We start from the raw sequence: 15,909 nt of genomic DNA on the forward strand, positions 1-15,909 counted from the left end.
GCGCGGACCTCCGGCTCACGTCGTCTTCTGGGTGTAGGTCAGGGTGAGCCGGGGGTAGTCGTCGGTGTCCGCGAGCTTGCGGACGAACTGCCCCTTGAAGTCGATGACCTGGATCGTCCCCTTCTGCTGCACCTTGGCGTAGCAGTAGAGGTGGGCGTCGTCGTACCAGCCGAGCAGATCCTGGCACTCCGTCCTGAACTCGTGCAGGGTCTTCCCCGTCACCACGTCCGAGATGCAGTAGCCGCCGGTCGGGCAGTCGGTGAGCACGACGGCCCCGTTGGGTGAGAAGTCATCCCAGATCTTCTCGGTACGGGCGCCGACGCCGAGCAGGGCGTGGTCCATGGTGCCGTCCGCGTCGAAGAAGCGGATGACGTTCTTGCGCTCGTTCACCACACCCCGGTCCTTGTTGTCCCAAGTGAAGGCCGAGGTGGCGGTGAACTCGTCGGTCGGCTCGACCTTCTTGATGGACTTCTTCGCGACGTCGATGATGGCGAACCCGGAGTAGAGCGTCTCGTCGTTCTTGGTCGTGCTCAGGTTGAGCAGGATGCGCGAGCTGTCCCGCGACCACCCCACCAACGTCCCCACCTGCGGTTCCTTCACGCTCTTGACGGTGAACCTGAGCCCGGTGCCGCGCTCCATGACGGTGACGGAGTCGTAGCCGTCGTCCTCGTACGTCGACTTCCTGGTCGCCACGTAACGGCCGTCGGGCGAGACGAGACCCTCGATGAGCTCGGAGTGGTAGTTGAAAACCCCGGCCGTGGTCGGCAGGTAGACCCTGACGTCGTCGTCGGTGACGTCAAGCTGGTAGCTGGTCAGCTCGACGGGCTGGTCCGGGTAGTCGTACACAGTGGTCTTCGTGCCCGGCAGGAGCCGCCCAGGGGGAAGCTGCACCGAGGCGGACGGCCGCGTCGGCGGGGGCGTGGACGAGGCGTTCGTCGGGCCCAGGCGGCTCCAGGGGACGGTCACGCCGATCGTGACCAGGGCCGCCGCCGACAGCGCGGCCAGCACGCTCTTCCTGCGCCGGCGCCAGGCGGTGGTGCGCCACAACGACGACAGCGAGGTGGACGGCGACGCACCGGCCGGCGGCGAGGCAGCCTGCGGCGAGGCGGCCGGCGGCGAGGCGGCCGGCGGCGAGGCGGCCTGCGGGAAGACGAACGGGGGCGAAGCGGACGGCGGCAGGGTGACCGGCGACTCCGGCGGCGGCTGGGTGGGGGCGGATCCTGTGGTGCTCGCCGGGCGCGGTGGGGAGGTGTGGCCCGTCCGCGCGGGCCGGGAGGCCGTGGCCGGGCCCTGCAGCAGGCGGCGGGTCGCCTGGTCGAGGGTGGGCCGGCAGGCCGGATCCTTGTGCAGGCAGTCGATCACCACCTCGCGCAGCGGGTTGTCGAAGTCGGGCACGTTCGGCGGGTTGTAGAGCACCCTGGCCAGCACGGCCGGCACGCTGTCGTCGCCGAACGGCGGCCGCCCGGTGGCGGCGTAGACCATGGTGGAGGCCCAGGAGAACAGGTCGGCCGCCGGTTCCACCGGCTGCCCGAGGAACTGCTCGGGCGACATGTACGCGGGCGTGCCCAGCACGGACGAGGTGAGCGTCGACGTGGCGTCGAGGGCGCGGGCGATGCCGAAGTCGACCACCCTCGGCCCGTCGGTGCCGATGATCACGTTGGACGGCTTGAAGTCGCGGTGCACGATGCCGGCCTGGTGGATGGCCGCCAGGGCGGTGAGCGTGCTGACGGCCAGCCGGTGCAGGCCGCCGCCGCTCCTCGGCCCGTCCTTCTCGATCACCTGCCGGAGCGACGGGCCCTCGATGTACTCGCTGACGATGAACGGCCGCCCGGCCTCGACGCCGGTGCTCAGGACCTGGGCGGTGCAGAACGCGGCCACCCGCTCGGCCACCCTGGCCTCACGCAGGAACCGCTGGACGATGTCGGGATCGAACGACACCTCGGGACGCAATAACTTGATCGCCACCTGCTGGTCCGGCTCGGCCGCCGCCAGGTAAACGACCCCCTGTCCGCCCTCTCCCAGCCTGCCCAGAAGCTCGTAGTCCGCGAGCCGCTTGGGGTCCTCTGGTTTGAGTGGTGCGTACGGCGACATGAACGAATTGTCTCGTCCCTCTCCACCCGAAACCAAACATCGGCGGGGACGAGCACGTCAGGGCGCCGGACGGGCGCGTCAAGCGGGCCGGCGGACCGGAGCGGGTCAGGCCGGCGGACGGGTGGCCGAGCGGGCGCGGAAGGCGGCCGCCTTCGTCCGGCTCTGGCAGGAGCGGGAGCAGAACTGGCGCACCGCGTTGCGGGAGGCGTCCACGTACACACGGTCGCACCCCTTGGCCTGGCAGACGCCGAGCCGCCCGCCGAGGTCGCTGCCGATGGCCAGCGTCAGCGCGGAGGCGAAGCCCGCGCTCCACCCCACCGACAGCGTGTCGTCGGCCCCGTGGAAGTGGACCTGCCAGGGCTCCCCGGGCACCCGGTTGAGCTGGGGGCGCGCGCCCGTGCTGATGACGAGCGCGTTGACGATCTCGGCCGCCTCGTCGTCGCGCCGGCCGTCCATGGCCTCGAAGACGCGCCGGACCTTGAGCGTGGTGCCGGCCAGGTAGAGGGCCTCCTCCATCGAGACCGCCGGCTCCCCCGGCAGCACGGCGGCGATCGCCTCGGGCAGCGCGTCCGCCCTGGGCGCCGTGTAGGGCCGGCCGCGGTCGCCGCCGTCGGTCAGCACGTTCACGAGCCCCGCCGCGGTGTCGAGCAGGATCGCCACGTGACTATCGAACATCACTTGACCGGTCACCCCTAGCGTCGTAAGGTCCGTGACCAACGTTAGCAGTTTCGTTGGTCACGCGAGGAGGAGTGCGGCATGCCGGCCCTGGGCTTCCCGCGTACCGTGTGGTGGCTCGTCCTGGCCCGGGCGATCAACCGGCTGGGCGCCTTCTCCCTGGGCTTCCTCACCGTGCTGATCACCACCGGCTTCGGGGCGGACACGGTGACCGCCGGCCTGGTCTCCGCCGCCTTCGGCGTGGCCACCATCCCGTCCCGGCTGCTCGGCGGCGTCCTGGCCGACCGGTTCGGCCGGCGCCGCACGATCGTGGCCGGGCTGGCCGGATGTGCCCTGGCGCAGGCGGGCATCGCGGTGTCCGGGTCCGTGGCGATGGTGGCCGTCTTCGCCGTCCTGCTCGGGCTGGTCTTCGAGATCTACGAGCCGCCGTCCCAGGCGATGATCGCCGACGCCGTACGGCCGGAGCGGCGGGCGCAGGCGTTCAGCCTGTTCAACACGGCGCTGGCGGTGGGCGGCATGGGAGCCGGGCTGATCGCGGCCGGGCTGGGGCGCTGGGACCTGCGCTGGCTCTTCGTCGTGGACGCCGTCACCTGCCTGGCCTGCGCCGTCGTGATCCGCCTCGTCCTGCCCGCCGACCCACCCGTCCGGCGCAGCGCCTCCTCACCTAAGGCCGAGGACGCGGGGGCGGTGTGGCGGGATCGGTCGTTGCTGGTGCTCCTGGCGTCCGGGACGTTCTTCGCGCTGATCTACATGCAGGTCGTGATGGCGTTGCCGCTGGCGCTCACCCGGCGCGGGCTTGAAGCAGCCGACGCCGGGCTGCTGTCGGCGCTGTCGGCCGTCGTCATGGTGCTCTGCCAGCCGCTGCTGCGCCGGACGGCGGCGCTGTCCCACCACGCGGCGATGACCTGCGGCTACCTGCTGCTCGCCGCCGGCCTCGCCGGTTACGCCGCTTCGGACGGCCTGCCCGGCCATCTCGCCGCCACCGTGGTCTGGAGCGTCGGGGACGTGCTGATGTTCGGGCGCAGTTACGCGCTGGTGGCCGGCATCGCGCCCGACCACGCCCGCGGTCGCTACCTGTCGGTCTTCGGCACGTCCTGGGGCATCGCCACCGTCGTGGCCCCTTTGTGCAGCACCCAACTGCTCGACCGCGCCGGACCTGCGGGGTTGTGGAGCGGCCTGGCGTTCACCTGCCTGCTCCTGGCCGTCGCCCAGCTCACGGTGATCAAGCCTGTGCTGGTCAGGAACGCCGCCGGTGCGGGGTCTGCGCCGGCGGCGCGTTCTCAGGAACGTTGACGCGAGGCCGCTACCGCTCCGCCGCGTCGCGGTAGCGGTCGGCGAGGGCGGCCGTCTGCTGGGCGGTGTAGGGGTCGAAGGTGCGCAACGCCTCCGCGCCCAGGCCGCCCAGCAGCCGCGCGGCCCGCTCCGGGTCGCCGTCGTGGCGGACGAACTCGTGGTCCGTGAGCCGGATCGAGAGCCGGGCGGCGTCGAGCGCGGCGGTCCTGGTGGTCGCCGCGACGACCGGGTCCGCCGTCCCCGCCTCGGCCTGGCGGCGCTCGCGTACCTCCTCCAGGTCCCGCTTCGCCTTTCCGAGCGCGTCGCTGCCGCCGAGGGCGAACCACGCGCCGACGTCCGCCCGCCCCAGCACCTCGGCGTCACGTTCCCCGGCCACGCCCAGCGGCGGAGCGACGCGGACGCGCAGCGGCTCGCCCGAGACCAGCCACTGGACGGGCTCGCCCGCCGGATCGCGGCCCGGGATGGCGAGGACCGGGGTGATGTCGTATTCGCCGGGTTCGGCGAAGGTGAAGCCGGCCGAGCCGAAGGTGAGGTTGACGTTGTTGCTGAGTGACGCGCCGGGCGGCAGGGTGAGCGTGGCTTCGGCGTCCATGGCGGCCATGCAGCGCTGGGCGATCGGGGTGAACGCGGCCGTCTCGTCCTGGGGAGCGCCACGGCGGCGTACCAGGAGCTCCAGCGGGCCCGCCTTCGGGTCCAGCACCCAGCGCTCGACCTGCAGATCCGTGGCGGTCCTGTTCTCCAGGGTGACCTTGAGGAAGACGGGCTGCCCGAAGGCGAAGACCGGCCCCGCCTCGGGCGCGGTGAGCGCCAGCCGGTATCCGTCGAACGGGATCTCCGGCGCGTACGGCGAGTGCCCGCCGGCCCCGTCGGCCCAGTACCGCACCGAGTGGAACGGCTCGCCGCCCGGGATCAGCGACGTCAGCGGCCCGTGCCGGAGGAAGGCCAGCTCGTCGGCGTCGAAGGTGAACGCGAAGTTCCGCCAGTAGTCCGCCTCGTGCCCGCCGCCCAGGTAACGCCAGTCGTAGTTCATGAACGAGGTCGAGTCGGCCCGGCCCACAGCGCGCTCGAAGCGGTGGGCGAGGTTGAGCGCGTGACCCAGTTCGTGGACGATCGTCCTGATGATCCGCTGGTCCCTGGACGCCCCCGTGAAGCCGGAGGTGAAGACGGCCGCGCCCTGCCGCTGGAGCAGGCCGTCGGCGTCGAACATGATCCCGGCCAGCCCGGGGATGGCCGCCCGCGACAGCAGGAGCAGGTGCAGCTCCCACGCCCGGCCCCGGAGCGAGGCGTCGCCCGTGATGAGCATGAGGTCGCTCAGCATGGTGTAGAGCAGCGAGTCGTCCCAGGCGCCGGCGATCCCGGCGGGGATCGGGCTCTGCCGTCCGATCTCCTCGACCGCGAAGCCGGCGGCCCGCAGGCACCCGTCGACCGTGCGCTCGATGCCCTCGACGACCACCGGGCTCGGCGCGGGGATGCCCTGCTCCAGCTCGATCTCCAGGCCGAGCGGGCGCAGCGCGTCGTCCTGGTGCTCGACGGGGACGATCACGTCGGTCCGCGCGGGCAGCCCGTTCAGCGGGGCGTCGAGGACCAACGTGGCCGACACCGTGCCGTCCGGAGCCGAGTCCAGGGCCAGCGAGCCCGTCGTCTTGTTCGCGGGGCTCGCCTGCCAGACGGCCGGCCACCTCCCGTCGTCGAGCGCCACCTTGGCCCCCGGCGCGGTGCGCGCCGACGCCAGGTAGCGCCGTCCCTCCGTGCGGAACACGTCCGCGCTGATCACGCCCGAGCCGTCCGCGTCCACCCGCAGCGTGACCGAGAGGTCGCCGCTCTGTCCCTCGTATCGTCCGTCCCTGATCATGGGACCCCTCCTCGACCGTCGAATACGCCGGTTTCCCCACGATGAGGGCGAGAGGCGGAGCGGGCATGAGTACCCCCATGCTCAGGCTGCGGCCGGGCCTCGGAGATGGGCGATGGCCATGTCGAGCGCGGCCTCCAGGTGCGTGATCTCGCCGGTGGACAGCTGGAGCAGCACCCCGCCCTGGATGCAGGCCAGCACGGCCGCCGCCGCGCGGTCGGGGTCGAGGCCGGCGTCGATCTCGCCCACGGCCTGCATGTGCCGCACGCCGGCGCCGATCTCCCTCTGCCACCGGTTCATCAGCTCGGAGACCACGGCCTGGGCGGCGGGCGTGGTGTTGCCCAGGTAGGACATGACCGTGTTGAGCGGGCAATGGCGGCCCTGCCGACGGTAACGTTCGACGACCTTGTCCCGCCACTCCTGCCACGCCGGCCAGGAGGTGAGGTAGCCCAGCTGGGGCTGCTGGTCCTCCAGCACGCGGGTGGCCTCGAACCGGGCCACGGCCAGCAGCAGCTCCTCCCGCCCGTCGGGGAAGTAGTGGAACAGCTGGCTCTTGCTGGTCGCCGTCCGGCTCAGCACGTCGTCGAGGGTCGTGGCGGCCACGCCGAACTCCCGGATGTGGGCGGCCGCGCCTTCGAGGATGCGCTGCCTGGTCGCGGCGCCCTTGCGGGTCAGCGTGGGCATCATTCCTCACAAAACTGGATTTAGCGGTCCATACTACTCACCCGGCGGGAAGTCGGCCGAGCGGCTGACCTCGGCCCAGCGTTCGGCCTCGGCGGCGCGGGCCCTGGAGGAGGTTTCCGCCATCTCAACCGCCTGCGCGCCGAGCAGCAGCCGCAGCGGGGGCTCGGCCAGTTCGGCGAGGTCCGTGATGATCCGCGCGGCCCGGACCGGATCGCCGCGCCAGGTCGCGACGGTGCTTTCGCGGTAGCGGTTCATCTCGCCGACCGTGGCCTCGTAGTCCTCGCCGACCGGCAGGGCGGTCATGGATGAACCACCCCAGTCCGTACGGAATCCGCCGGGTTCGATGATGGTGACCTTGACACCCAGCGGCTTCAGCTCGGCGTTGAGCACCTCGGAGAAGCCTTCGACGGCGAACTTGGCGCTCTGGTAGGCGGCCAGGCCGGGCGATCCGCCCACGCGCCCGCCGATGGAGGAGAACTGGATGAAGTGCCCGGAGCGCTGCTTCCGAAGGGCCGGCAGGGCGGCCCTGGTCACGTTGAGCACGCCGTAGAAGTTCGCCTCCATCTGGGCGCGGAACTCCTCGTCCGGCATCTCCTCGATGGGGGCGCTGGTGGCGTAGCCGGCGTTGTTGACGACGACGTCGAGCCGGCCGAACGCGTCGAGCGCCAGCCGCACCGCGGCCTCGGCCGCCGCGGCGTCGGTGACGTCGAGGGCCGTGGTGCGGACGCGGTCGCCGTACTGACGGACGAGGTCGTCGAGCTGCTCGGGGCGGCGGGCGGTGACGACGGCGCTCTGCCCGCCGTCTAGTACGGCCCGCGCGAGCGCCAGCCCGAAGCCGCGCGACCCGCCGGTGATGAGCCAGACCTTGCTCATGGGAGTTCCTGCTTCCAGTTGTAACTAAACAGTCATTTATATACTGCGTCGCGCGAACCAAGTTGTCAAATAAACGGTTAGTTGCCATAAACTGAGGGCATGTCGCAGCAACCCCGGCCCGCCAAGACCCGCGACGCCGAGGCGACCAGAGCGCGCCTGCTCCAGGCGGCCACGGCGGAGTTCGCCGCCCACGGCATCGCCGGCGCCCGCGTCGACCGCATCGGCGCCGCCGCCAACGCCAACAAGGCGCTGATCTACACCCACTTCGGCAACAAGGAGCAGCTGTTCGACGCGGTCATGGACGCCCATGTGTCCCGCGTGCTCGACCAGGTGCCCTTCACCGCCGACGACCTGCCGGGCTACGCGGGCCGCCTGTTCGACTACCTGCTCGCCAATCCCGACCAGCTCCGCCTGGCCACCTGGCACCGCCTCGAACGCTCGGGCACCGGCCACGAGACCGAGGGGCTGCGCGCGTCGATGCGGCAGAAGACGGAGTCGATCGCGCACGCCCAGGCCGAGGGGCGTGTGCCCGCCGCCTTCACCCCTGAGGACCTGCTGGCCTTCACCCTGGCCCTCACCAACGCCTGGATGCCGACCAGTCCGGTCGCCGCCACCGGCCAGGACGTGCGGCAGCACCGCGCCGCGGTCGTGGAGGCCGTCCGCCGCCTGGTCACCTGATCGGCCATTTCTGGACTTGCCAGTCCATTTTCTGATGTGCAGGCTGAACGCACCACATCGGAAAGAGAGGCACCGCCATGTCCATGGACCGCTACTACCTGCTCGGACGCTCCGGGCTGCGGGTCAGCCCGCTGGCGCTGGGCACGATGAACTTCGGCACCGGCGGCTACCACGCCGCCTACGGCAAGACCGAGGAGGAGGCCCGTCCGATCTTCCGCCGCTACCTCGAGGCCGGCGGCAACCTCATCGACACCGCCGACTTCTACACGGCGGGCGAGAGCGAGGCCATCCTCGGCCGGCTCATCGCCGAAGCCGGCGTGCGCGACCGGGTGGTGCTGACCACGAAGTACACCAACAGCGTCGATCCCGGCGATCCGAACGCGGGCGGCAACGGCCGCAAACACCTGATCAGGGCAGTCGAGGAGTCACTGCGCCGCCTGCGCACCGACCACATCGACCTGTTCCTGCTGCACACCTGGGACCGCATCACCCCGGTCGAGGAGGTCGTGCGCACCTTCGACGACCTCGTCCGGGCCGGGAAGATCCGCCACGCGGGCCTGTCAGATGTGCCCAGCTGGTACGCCGCCCGCGCCCAGACCTACGCCGAGGCCCACGCCCTCGAACCCATGGTCAGCCTGCAACTGCCCTACTCCCTCGTCGACAGGGAGATCGAGCACGAACACGTCCCCATGGGACAGGCGCTGGGGCTCGGCGTCACCGCGTGGAGCCCGCTCGCCGGCGGATTCCTCACCGGCAAGTACCGGCCCACCGGCCGAGGGCTGGCCGGGCCTGGCCGGCTCAGCGGCGAGGGGCCGGAGTGGTCCGAGCGGGAGTGGGGGGTCCTGGCGGCGGTCGAGAGCGTGGCCGGGAAGCTGGGCGTGCCGATGGCCCAGGTCGCGCTCAACTGGGTCGCCACCCAGCCCGGCATCGCCGCGGCGATCGTCGGCGCGGGCAGCGCGGCGCAGCTCGACGCCAACCTGGCCGCGCTCGACTTCGAGCTGCCCGCCGACCTGCGGGCAGAGCTCGACCAGGCGAGCGCGGAGCCGGCTCGTTCGGTCTACCGGATGTTCACCAGCGGCTACCAGAGCCTGCTGGTCAACCCGGGCGCCAAGGTCGGGGACAAGCCGGATGGCTACGCCCCCGCCATACGCAACTGGGTCGAAGCGGAGCGCTCCACCACGTCTTGACCTGCGCGGAGATGTGGACCTGGCGCTCGTTCCCGAGCGCGTCAGGCCGGCCGACGTGCTCGGGCGCGGCCGGCCGGCGACCGCGCGGCGGACGCGTACGGCGGATCCCCCAGCGCGAGGTCATCACCTCAGCCGATCGCCTATGTGAAAACTCTTCACCTTTATCTAACGTGGTGTCTCAGGAGGCGGACGATGCAGTGGTGACGGATGTGTTCCGAGCGACGGTCGATCGGTTCCTGGGCGCGCTCATGGGCTGCATGCTGCCAGGCCCAATCTGGCCACGCTGTGGCGGGAGATCCTGCCCGACGGCATGTTCCCGCAAGAGTCCCGCTACGCCGCGAACGCCAGGGACGTCGCCGGCTTCTCGGAGACCCAGCACCCGGTGGTGCGCGAGACCGTGGACCGCCTCTGGCCGCAACCGGAGAGCGGCCGGGGTCGTCGATCCCGACCCGGTCGCCCGACCGCGCGTCGAGGCGAACGCGCTGGCGGCGGACATGGTCGCCCGTGCTCACCGATCAGCTCGTGGTGGACGCGCTGAGCGAGCGTCCCGGCGTCGTCGCGGTACGGCGGGCCTGGCGCGACGACTCACCAGAACCGCGCCGGGTCTTCCTGGTGGAGGTGGATCCGGGCGGGCCGGCCTGGGAGGCGGCGCTGGAGGGCCGGACCGAGGCGGAGCAGCTCGGCGAGAGCGATCCGCGGGTCGAGGTCTACTGGACCGGCGACGACCTGACCTGCCTCCCTACCACCGGGCCGCGATCGAGGCCGCGGCCCTTCTGCGGCATCGCTGACGAGCGAGAACAGCTTCAACCGGCGTTCGCGCGGCGGGCGCGTACGGCTTCGGCCAGGACGTCGAGCAGGCGTTCCGTCTCGTCCCAGCCCACGCACGCGTCGGTGATGCTCTGCCCGTAGGTCAGGGTCTCGCGCGGGCCGGGCTCCTGCCGGCCGGGCACGATGAAGCTCTCCACCATCAGCCCGGCGATCCCGGTGTCGCCGTCGGCGATGCGCGCGGCCACCTCCCTGACGACCTCGGCCTGCCGGACGTGGTTCTTGCCGCTGTTGCCGTGGCTGGCATCCACGACCAGCCGCTTCGGGCGATCGGCCTTGGCCAGCAGGGTGAGGGCGTCGCGGACCGAGCCGGCGTCGTAGTTGGGGCCGCCGCGACCGCCGCGCAGGATGATGTGGCAGTCGGGGTTGCCGGTGGTGCCGACCACCGCGGCGCGGCCGTCGTCGTCGATGCCGAAGAAGACCTGCGGGTGGGAGGAGGCCTGCACGCCGTCGATCGCCACCTGCACGTCGCCGTCCGTGGCGTTCTTGAACCCGACGGGCATCGACAGGCCCGAGGTGAGCTGCCGGTGCACCTGGCTCTCCGGCGTACGGGCGCCGATCGCGCCCCAGGTGACGGCGTCGGCGATGTACTGCGGGCTGGTGGGCTCAAGGAACTCGCAGCCGACCGGCAGGCCGAGGCTCAGCACGTCGAGCAGCACCGTACGCGCCGTGCGCAGGCCGCGCCGCACGTCGTGGCCGCCGTCGATGTCGGGGTCGTTGATGAGCCCCTTCCAGCCGATCGTGGTACGCGGCTTCTCGAAGTAGACGCGCATGACCACGAGCAGGGCGTCGTCCATGTCCCTGGTGGCCTCGGACAGGCGGCGGGCGTAGTCGAGCGCCGCCTCCGGGTCGTGCACCGAGCACGGCCCGATGACGAGCAGCAGCCGGTCGTCAGCGCCGGTCAGCACCTCGCGGGCGGCGCGGCGGCTGGCGGCCACCAGCGCGGCGCGTTCCTCGCCCAGCGGTTGTTCCGTGCGCACCTCTGTCGGCGTCGGCAGCGCCTCGAACGAGGTGATGCGCAGATCGCTGGTTACGGTCATGGGTCGTGTCCCTCGTGCTCGACGGCGGTACGGCCCACGCCCAGATCTCCGGAACCGACCGCCTAAATGACGAAAAGCAGAGACGGGTCGTCTCTGCTTCGTGGCTCCGGATGATCAGTAAGTCAGCGCATGTGACTCTGGGCCCCACCCGGAGCCGGCACATAGCGCCAAAATCGACTGATCAACATGGCCCGAACGGTACCAGGGCGGTGCCGGAATCTCCAAATCAGCACCGTCACCCCGGACCATGGTGTTGATCAAGAACGGACTCCCAGGTTGAAATGGGGTTGATCAAGAATTCACTTCCAGGTGAAGGGGACCGCGAATGACCTCCCACATGCCGGTGACCCGCAGAGATCTGCTCAAGCTCGGCGCTGCCGGCGCCGCGACCGCCGCGCTGGCGGCGCGACCCGCCACCGCCACCGAGGGCCGTTTCGACCTGACCGGCTCGTCGTCGCCGCTGATCTGGAAGAAGGACCTGTACGACCAGACCGTCCTGCAGTCGTTCGCCTGCGACAACGTCCACGGGCACATCTACACGCTGCAGCTGCGGAACGGCACCGGCCAGAACGCCGCGGGCAACCTGTGCCTGACCAAGCTCGGCCTCACCGGCACGGTGCTCGGTCACATGTACCTCATGGGCTTCGGCCACGGCGTGCAGCTCGGGGTCGAGCCGTCGGGGTCGTCGGCGTACCTGTGGACGGAGACCGACGGGGTGACCGAGAACGGCAGCGCCAGAGGCAGCCAGTTGGCCAGGTTCAGGTTCGCGGACGGCCAGACGCTGGACACGGCGTCGCCGGCGCTGACCAAGTACAAGCCGATCGCGACCGCGGACAACACCACGTGCGCGATCGACCCGTCCAGAAACCGGCTGATCATGCGATACCGGTCCGAAGGCGCCTTCCGCTTCGCGGTCTACTCGCTGCCCGCGCTCAAGGCGGGCACGGTCAGCGCGCTGTTCGACATCGCCCAGCCGTCGGGCCTGGGCGTCTTCCAGGGGTACGCGGCCTACGGTGACTTCCTCTACCTGCTGACCGGCGAGGCCTACAGCGACGCCAACCCCGCGCCGGGCAACACGTACATCACCTGCCTGGACCTGCGTACGGGCGGGCAGGTCCAGCGGGAGCTCACCGAGGCGGGCAAGTCGCTCGACTACCGCGAGCCCGAGGGCATGGCGATCCAGATCGCCGCCGGCCGCCCGCGCCTGTGCCTCGGCCTGGCCTCGGGTGTCGAGAAGGCGCGCAAGGCCAGCATCTTCTACAAGAGCGCGATGATCTGAGCCCCGCCGTGCGGGTCCCGCCTGGCACGATCTGTGGGTGAGAGGAGGAGCTGAGCGTGGAGGAGAGCGTCTCGCTGGCCCGGCTGGCCCGCCGGTTGGAAGAGGTGGTGGGTGACCTGCGCGGCATCCCCGTCGAGGTCGAGCGGGTTGAGGACAACGACCTGGTCCGCCGGCTGATCGCCCAGGCCGCCGACTCGTCCCGCGAGCTGCGGGCCATGCAGCCGCTGGGCGCGACGGAGACGGGCCGCGACGAGCAGCGGAGCAGGCGTCACGTGCTCGACGCGCTGCGGCAGGGCCTGTCGATGCGGACGATCATCCATTCAAGCGTGCTCGACGACCCGCGCAAGGCGGCCAGGATCAGGGAGCTGCACGCCGCCGGCGATCTGCACCGCCTGATCGACGAGCCGATCCAGCAGGTGCTGGTCTTCGACCGCTCGGTGGCGTTCGTCCGGATCACCCCCGTTCCCTACGCTCCAGGCGCGCTGGTGATCCGCCAGCAGAGCCTGATCACCACCCTCATCGACCTGTTCGAGCGGACGTGGATCAGGGCCAGGGAGGTCACGGAGCCGGCGCAGCGGCTGACCCCGCGCGAGCGCGAGGTGCTGGCCCTGATCGCGGAGGGCCGCTCCAACAGCGCCGTCGCCCGCGCCCTGTCGATCTCGGAGGCGGCCGTCGGCAAACACGTGGCCGGCGTGTTCGCCAAGCTCGACCTGCCGGCGAGCGAGGACGACAACCGGCGGGTGCTGGCGGTGCTGGCCTATCTGCGGGGTGCGGCCAGGTAGGGCCAGACCTACCCGGCCCTCGTGCCACCCCCAGCGCGAGCGTGGATGAATGACCGCTTAGATGGGTCCATGCAACGAATGTCTGGTCTGTTGGTGGGTGCGATCTTCGGCGCGGTCTTCGTGCTCGTCAACGCGCAGAGCCCGTTGAGCGCGCCGGTGGCGCTCGTGCTGCGGGTGGCCGCCTGCCTGGCGGCCGCGGGCGTGATCGCCATGTGGTTCACGACGGCCAGGAAGGAGCGCTCAGCCGTACGGGGAGAGCGGTCGGCCGTACGGGAGGAGCGGCCGGGCGGGCAGGAGGAGCGGCCGGGGAACATGTTCGGCCGGGGTTACCTGATCGTGGTCGCCGCCGAGGTCGTCCTGCTCTTCGGCGGGCTACGGGTGATGGCCGCCATGGGCGCGCCCGCGCAGGCCAACGTGGGCTGGGTGGCGTTCGTGGTCGGCGTGCACTTCATCGCGCTGGCGCCGGTGTGGAAGGACTGGGGCATCGCGGTGCCCGGCGTGGTGCTCACGCTGCTCGGCGGCGCCGGTCTGGTGCTGGCGGCCACCGGGTCCGCCCTGGCGTGGGTGCCGTTCATCAGCGGCGTGCTGTCCGGCGTGGTGCTGCTGGGCGGGTCGCTCACCTTCGGCTGGCGGAACGTGCGGGCCGCGGCGCTGTGACCCCGTGGAGGCGGTCTGGCCTGTTGGTCATGATGCCGTCCACCCCGTACGAGACCAGCCGGCGGATGAGGGCCGACCGGTCCGCCGACCAGGTGTAGACCCGCATGCCCCGTTTGTGGGCCTTCCTGACGTAGTCCGCGGTGAGCCCGGCGTGCGGCACGGTCAGCCCGTCGGCGTAGCGGGCCAGCTCGGAGAGCCGATCGGCGGCGGGCTTGCCGAGCAGCGCGATGGGCAGGCCGGGCACCATGCTGCGCAGGACCCGCATCGACTGCCAGCCGAACGCCTGCACGGTCAGCCGTTCGGCGTTCCAGAGCTCGCGGGCGTCCTGCAGTTCGGCGGCCACCCGCCGGTCGATGTCCGGGCGGTGCGGCGGGTGCTTGACCTCCACCAGCAGCCTCGTGGCGGTGCCGCGTACTGACCGCAGGGCCTCCGTCAGCGTCGGCACGCCCTCGCCCCGGTAGCGCGGGGCGAACCAGGAGCCGGCGTCCAGGCGGCGGATCTCCGCGAGGGTGAAGTCCGCGACCCGCCACGGTGCGCGCCCGGGGAAGACCTTCTCCACGTTGGTGGTGCGCTCCAGCGTCTCGTCGTGCATCAGCACGAGCCGGCCGTCCTTGGTCTGCTGGACGTCGAACTCGCACACGTCCGCGCGCTGCTCCCTGGCCAGGGCGCAGGCGGCGATGGTGTTCTCCGGCGCGTGCGCGGCACCGCCCCGATGGGCGATGTTGTCCACGTGGTCCGGGGCGGCGAGCGGCGCGGCGAGGCGTGAGGTGAGGGGCGAGGCGAGGGCGGGGCTGGCCGTGAGGATCAGGGTGGTGGCGGCGACGACGCCGAGCGAGCGGTACATGGTCCTCCCCAGGCGTGCTCCCGCATGTCGAGTTATGCGGAAATGTGCCCAGAAAGGGGCCAAAGACCGCTCTCAGCGGAGATCAGCACGAAGATTTGGGACAGAGGAGACGAGCCACCGGTCGCCCCGCCCATGGCGGGACCGCGACGCACCGAGCCCCGCCCGTGGCGCGGGCCAGGAACCGGGTTCGCCGCGCTCGCCGGGCCCGGCCCGCGGTGCGGACCGGGCCCGGTCGATCAGATCGGTCAGAACCGCAGCTTGCGCAGGTAGCGGTAACCGATCTCCGCCGTACGCCGTGGCGTCACGTCCGGACTGTCGTTCTCCACGATGTACTCCCGCACCTGGTGGGCGTCGAACACCCGGCGGAAGTCGATCGTCCCGGTGCCGAGGTCGGCGTGGTCGCCGTCGAGGTGCCGGTCCTTGACGTGGTACTGCAGCACGCGCTGCGGCGCCCTGCGGATCACGTCGATGGCGAACTTGATCGGGTCCCTGGCGCCGCGCCCGACGCCGCCGGTGACCGCCCAGTAGATGTCGATCTCCAGGTGGACCAGGCGCGGATCGAGCTCACGGGTGAGCACGTCCCACGGCGTCACGCCGCCGCCGAGGTCGGTGGTGAACTCGTGGGCGTGGTTGTGGTAGCCGTAGCGCAGCCCGGCCGAGCGGGCGGCCCGCGCCTCGACGTTCATCCGCTCGGCCCAGCCCTTCCACTCGTCCAGGCTGTTGGACTGCAGGAACGGCACGACCATGTACGACTGACCGAGGGTCAGCGCGTTCTGGATCTTGGTGTCCAGGGCGGCGTCGTCGGGGCTGATGCCGTCGTGGCTGGAGGTGGCGTGGATCCCGAGCCCGTCGAAGAACGTACGCAGCTGCTGCGCCGTCCGCCCGAAGTAGCCGAGCGCGACCTCGACCTTCGGGTAGCCGATCTCGGCCAGGTAGGCCAGCGTGGTGTCGTAGTTCTGGGCGAGGTCGGCACGCACCGTGTAGAGCTGCATGCTGATCTGGCCCGGCGGAACGACTCTCTTGGGGTGATGGTGGCGGTGCGGCGGCGTGGCCGCGGCGGCGGCGGGGGACGCGGCGGCCAGCGCGGCCGCCCCGAGCCCGAGGCCCGCGGCGAGCAGGGAGCGTCTGCTCGGCTCGTAGCCGTAACACATG

General features: G+C 71.3%; 15 protein-coding genes. 7 read left to right on the forward strand and 8 right to left on the reverse strand.

What is annotated here, in order from left to right; genetic code table 11:
* Window positions 1-15: 15 nt before the first annotated feature.
* A complete protein-coding gene (locus ABFX54_RS24600) occupies window positions 16-2,091 on the reverse strand; it encodes a serine/threonine protein kinase (RefSeq protein WP_346108413.1) in 2,076 nt (691 codons plus the stop codon).
* Between the two features lie 105 nt (window positions 2,092-2,196).
* Window positions 2,197-2,766 (reverse strand): CGNR zinc finger domain-containing protein, encoded by a 570-nt coding sequence (locus ABFX54_RS24605; RefSeq protein WP_346108528.1) that lies wholly within the window; start codon window positions 2,764-2,766, stop codon window positions 2,197-2,199.
* 81 nt (window positions 2,767-2,847) lie between these two features.
* Between ABFX54_RS24605 and ABFX54_RS24610 the strand changes: the two genes are divergently transcribed.
* Window positions 2,848-4,059 carry an MFS transporter gene (locus ABFX54_RS24610; protein WP_346108414.1) on the forward strand — a complete coding sequence of 404 codons (1,212 nt, stop codon included), beginning with the start codon at window positions 2,848-2,850 and terminating at the stop codon, window positions 4,057-4,059.
* 10 nt (window positions 4,060-4,069) lie between these two features.
* Here the strand turns inward: ABFX54_RS24610 and ABFX54_RS24615 are convergent, their stop codons facing one another.
* The 3 genes from ABFX54_RS24615 to ABFX54_RS24625 all read right to left on the reverse strand — a co-directional run bounded on the left by ABFX54_RS24615 (window position 4,070) and on the right by ABFX54_RS24625 (window position 7,465).
* Entirely contained in the window at window positions 4,070-5,911 is a 1,842-nt protein-coding gene (locus ABFX54_RS24615; RefSeq protein WP_346108416.1) for a zinc metalloprotease, read from the reverse strand.
* An 81-nt stretch (window positions 5,912-5,992) separates the two neighbouring features.
* The gene (locus tag ABFX54_RS24620) at window positions 5,993-6,595 is read right to left on the reverse strand and encodes a TetR/AcrR family transcriptional regulator (RefSeq protein WP_346108418.1); all 603 of its coding nucleotides are present in this window, start codon (window positions 6,593-6,595) and stop codon (window positions 5,993-5,995) included.
* A 30-nt stretch (window positions 6,596-6,625) separates the two neighbouring features.
* Window positions 6,626-7,465 carry an oxidoreductase gene (locus tag ABFX54_RS24625; protein WP_346108419.1) on the reverse strand — a complete coding sequence of 280 codons (840 nt, stop codon included), beginning with the start codon at window positions 7,463-7,465 and terminating at the stop codon, window positions 6,626-6,628.
* 99 nt (window positions 7,466-7,564) lie between these two features.
* On the opposite strand from ABFX54_RS24625, the gene ABFX54_RS24630 reads away from it, so the two are divergent.
* The 3 genes from ABFX54_RS24630 (at window position 7,565) to ABFX54_RS24640 (ending at window position 10,239) form a co-directional block, all read left to right on the forward strand.
* The gene (locus tag ABFX54_RS24630; RefSeq protein WP_346108421.1) at window positions 7,565-8,143 is read left to right on the forward strand and encodes a TetR/AcrR family transcriptional regulator; all 579 of its coding nucleotides are present in this window, start codon (window positions 7,565-7,567) and stop codon (window positions 8,141-8,143) included.
* A gap of 77 nt (window positions 8,144-8,220) precedes the next feature.
* Window positions 8,221-9,330 carry an aldo/keto reductase gene (locus tag ABFX54_RS24635; protein WP_346108423.1) on the forward strand — a complete coding sequence of 370 codons (1,110 nt, stop codon included), beginning with the start codon at window positions 8,221-8,223 and terminating at the stop codon, window positions 9,328-9,330.
* A gap of 504 nt (window positions 9,331-9,834) precedes the next feature.
* The gene (locus tag ABFX54_RS24640; protein WP_346108424.1) at window positions 9,835-10,239 is read left to right on the forward strand and encodes a hypothetical protein; all 405 of its coding nucleotides are present in this window, start codon (window positions 9,835-9,837) and stop codon (window positions 10,237-10,239) included.
* Here the strand turns inward: ABFX54_RS24640 and ABFX54_RS24645 are convergent.
* Window positions 10,134-11,195 carry a 3-deoxy-7-phosphoheptulonate synthase gene (locus tag ABFX54_RS24645; protein ID WP_346108426.1) on the reverse strand — a complete coding sequence of 354 codons (1,062 nt, stop codon included), beginning with the start codon at window positions 11,193-11,195 and terminating at the stop codon, window positions 10,134-10,136. The two genes, ABFX54_RS24640 and ABFX54_RS24645, sit on opposite strands and share 106 nt — an antisense overlap.
* 325 nt (window positions 11,196-11,520) lie before the next feature.
* Here ABFX54_RS24645 and ABFX54_RS24650 point away from each other — a divergent pair, with 325 nt between their 5' ends.
* The 3 genes from ABFX54_RS24650 (at window position 11,521) to ABFX54_RS24660 (ending at window position 13,913) form a co-directional block, all read left to right on the forward strand.
* Window positions 11,521-12,474, forward strand: a complete 954-nt coding sequence (locus ABFX54_RS24650) for a phage baseplate protein (RefSeq protein ID WP_346108428.1) — start codon at window positions 11,521-11,523, stop codon at window positions 12,472-12,474.
* A 56-nt stretch (window positions 12,475-12,530) separates the two neighbouring features.
* Complete coding sequence (locus ABFX54_RS24655; protein ID WP_346108430.1) at window positions 12,531-13,256, forward strand: helix-turn-helix transcriptional regulator; 726 nt, start codon at window positions 12,531-12,533, stop codon at window positions 13,254-13,256.
* A gap of 93 nt (window positions 13,257-13,349) precedes the next feature.
* Window positions 13,350-13,913 (forward strand): hypothetical protein, encoded by a 564-nt coding sequence (locus ABFX54_RS24660; protein WP_346108431.1) that lies wholly within the window; start codon window positions 13,350-13,352, stop codon window positions 13,911-13,913.
* Here ABFX54_RS24660 and ABFX54_RS24665 read toward each other — a convergent pair.
* Window positions 13,873-14,757: a glycerophosphodiester phosphodiesterase gene (locus ABFX54_RS24665; protein ID WP_346108433.1), complete on the reverse strand. Its 885-nt coding sequence runs from the start codon at window positions 14,755-14,757 to the stop codon at window positions 13,873-13,875. The two genes, ABFX54_RS24660 and ABFX54_RS24665, sit on opposite strands and share 41 nt — an antisense overlap.
* A gap of 245 nt (window positions 14,758-15,002) precedes the next feature.
* Entirely contained in the window at window positions 15,003-15,908 is a 906-nt protein-coding gene (locus tag ABFX54_RS24670) for a sugar phosphate isomerase/epimerase family protein (protein WP_346108435.1), read from the reverse strand.
* Between the last annotated feature and the right edge of the window lies 1 nt (window position 15,909).

It is taken from the genome of Nonomuraea maheshkhaliensis (assembly GCF_039529435.1).
In the GTDB taxonomy this organism is placed as follows: Bacteria; Actinomycetota; Actinomycetes; order Streptosporangiales; family Streptosporangiaceae; genus Nonomuraea; species Nonomuraea maheshkhaliensis.

What these genes read in the sequence shown, in the direction of transcription:
- ABFX54_RS24600 (WP_346108413.1), bottom strand. Translation starts at nt 2,091, where the DNA reads ATGTCGCCGTACGCACCACTCAAACCAGAGGACCCCAAGCGGCTCGCG.
- ABFX54_RS24605 (WP_346108528.1), bottom strand. Translation starts at nt 2,766, where the DNA reads ATGTTCGATAGTCACGTGGCGATCCTGCTCGACACCGCGGCGGGGCTC.
- ABFX54_RS24610 (WP_346108414.1), top strand. Translation starts at nt 2,848, where the DNA reads ATGCCGGCCCTGGGCTTCCCGCGTACCGTGTGGTGGCTCGTCCTGGCC.
- ABFX54_RS24615 (WP_346108416.1), bottom strand. Translation starts at nt 5,911, where the DNA reads ATGATCAGGGACGGACGATACGAGGGACAGAGCGGCGACCTCTCGGTC.
- ABFX54_RS24620 (WP_346108418.1), bottom strand. Translation starts at nt 6,595, where the DNA reads ATGATGCCCACGCTGACCCGCAAGGGCGCCGCGACCAGGCAGCGCATC.
- ABFX54_RS24625 (WP_346108419.1), bottom strand. Translation starts at nt 7,465, where the DNA reads ATGAGCAAGGTCTGGCTCATCACCGGCGGGTCGCGCGGCTTCGGGCTG.
- ABFX54_RS24630 (WP_346108421.1), top strand. Translation starts at nt 7,565, where the DNA reads ATGTCGCAGCAACCCCGGCCCGCCAAGACCCGCGACGCCGAGGCGACC.
- ABFX54_RS24635 (WP_346108423.1), top strand. Translation starts at nt 8,221, where the DNA reads ATGTCCATGGACCGCTACTACCTGCTCGGACGCTCCGGGCTGCGGGTC.
- ABFX54_RS24645 (WP_346108426.1), bottom strand. Translation starts at nt 11,195, where the DNA reads ATGACCGTAACCAGCGATCTGCGCATCACCTCGTTCGAGGCGCTGCCG.
- ABFX54_RS24650 (WP_346108428.1), top strand. Translation starts at nt 11,521, where the DNA reads ATGACCTCCCACATGCCGGTGACCCGCAGAGATCTGCTCAAGCTCGGC.
- ABFX54_RS24665 (WP_346108433.1), bottom strand. Translation starts at nt 14,757, where the DNA reads ATGTACCGCTCGCTCGGCGTCGTCGCCGCCACCACCCTGATCCTCACG.
- ABFX54_RS24670 (WP_346108435.1), bottom strand. Translation starts at nt 15,908, where the DNA reads ATGTGTTACGGCTACGAGCCGAGCAGACGCTCCCTGCTCGCCGCGGGC.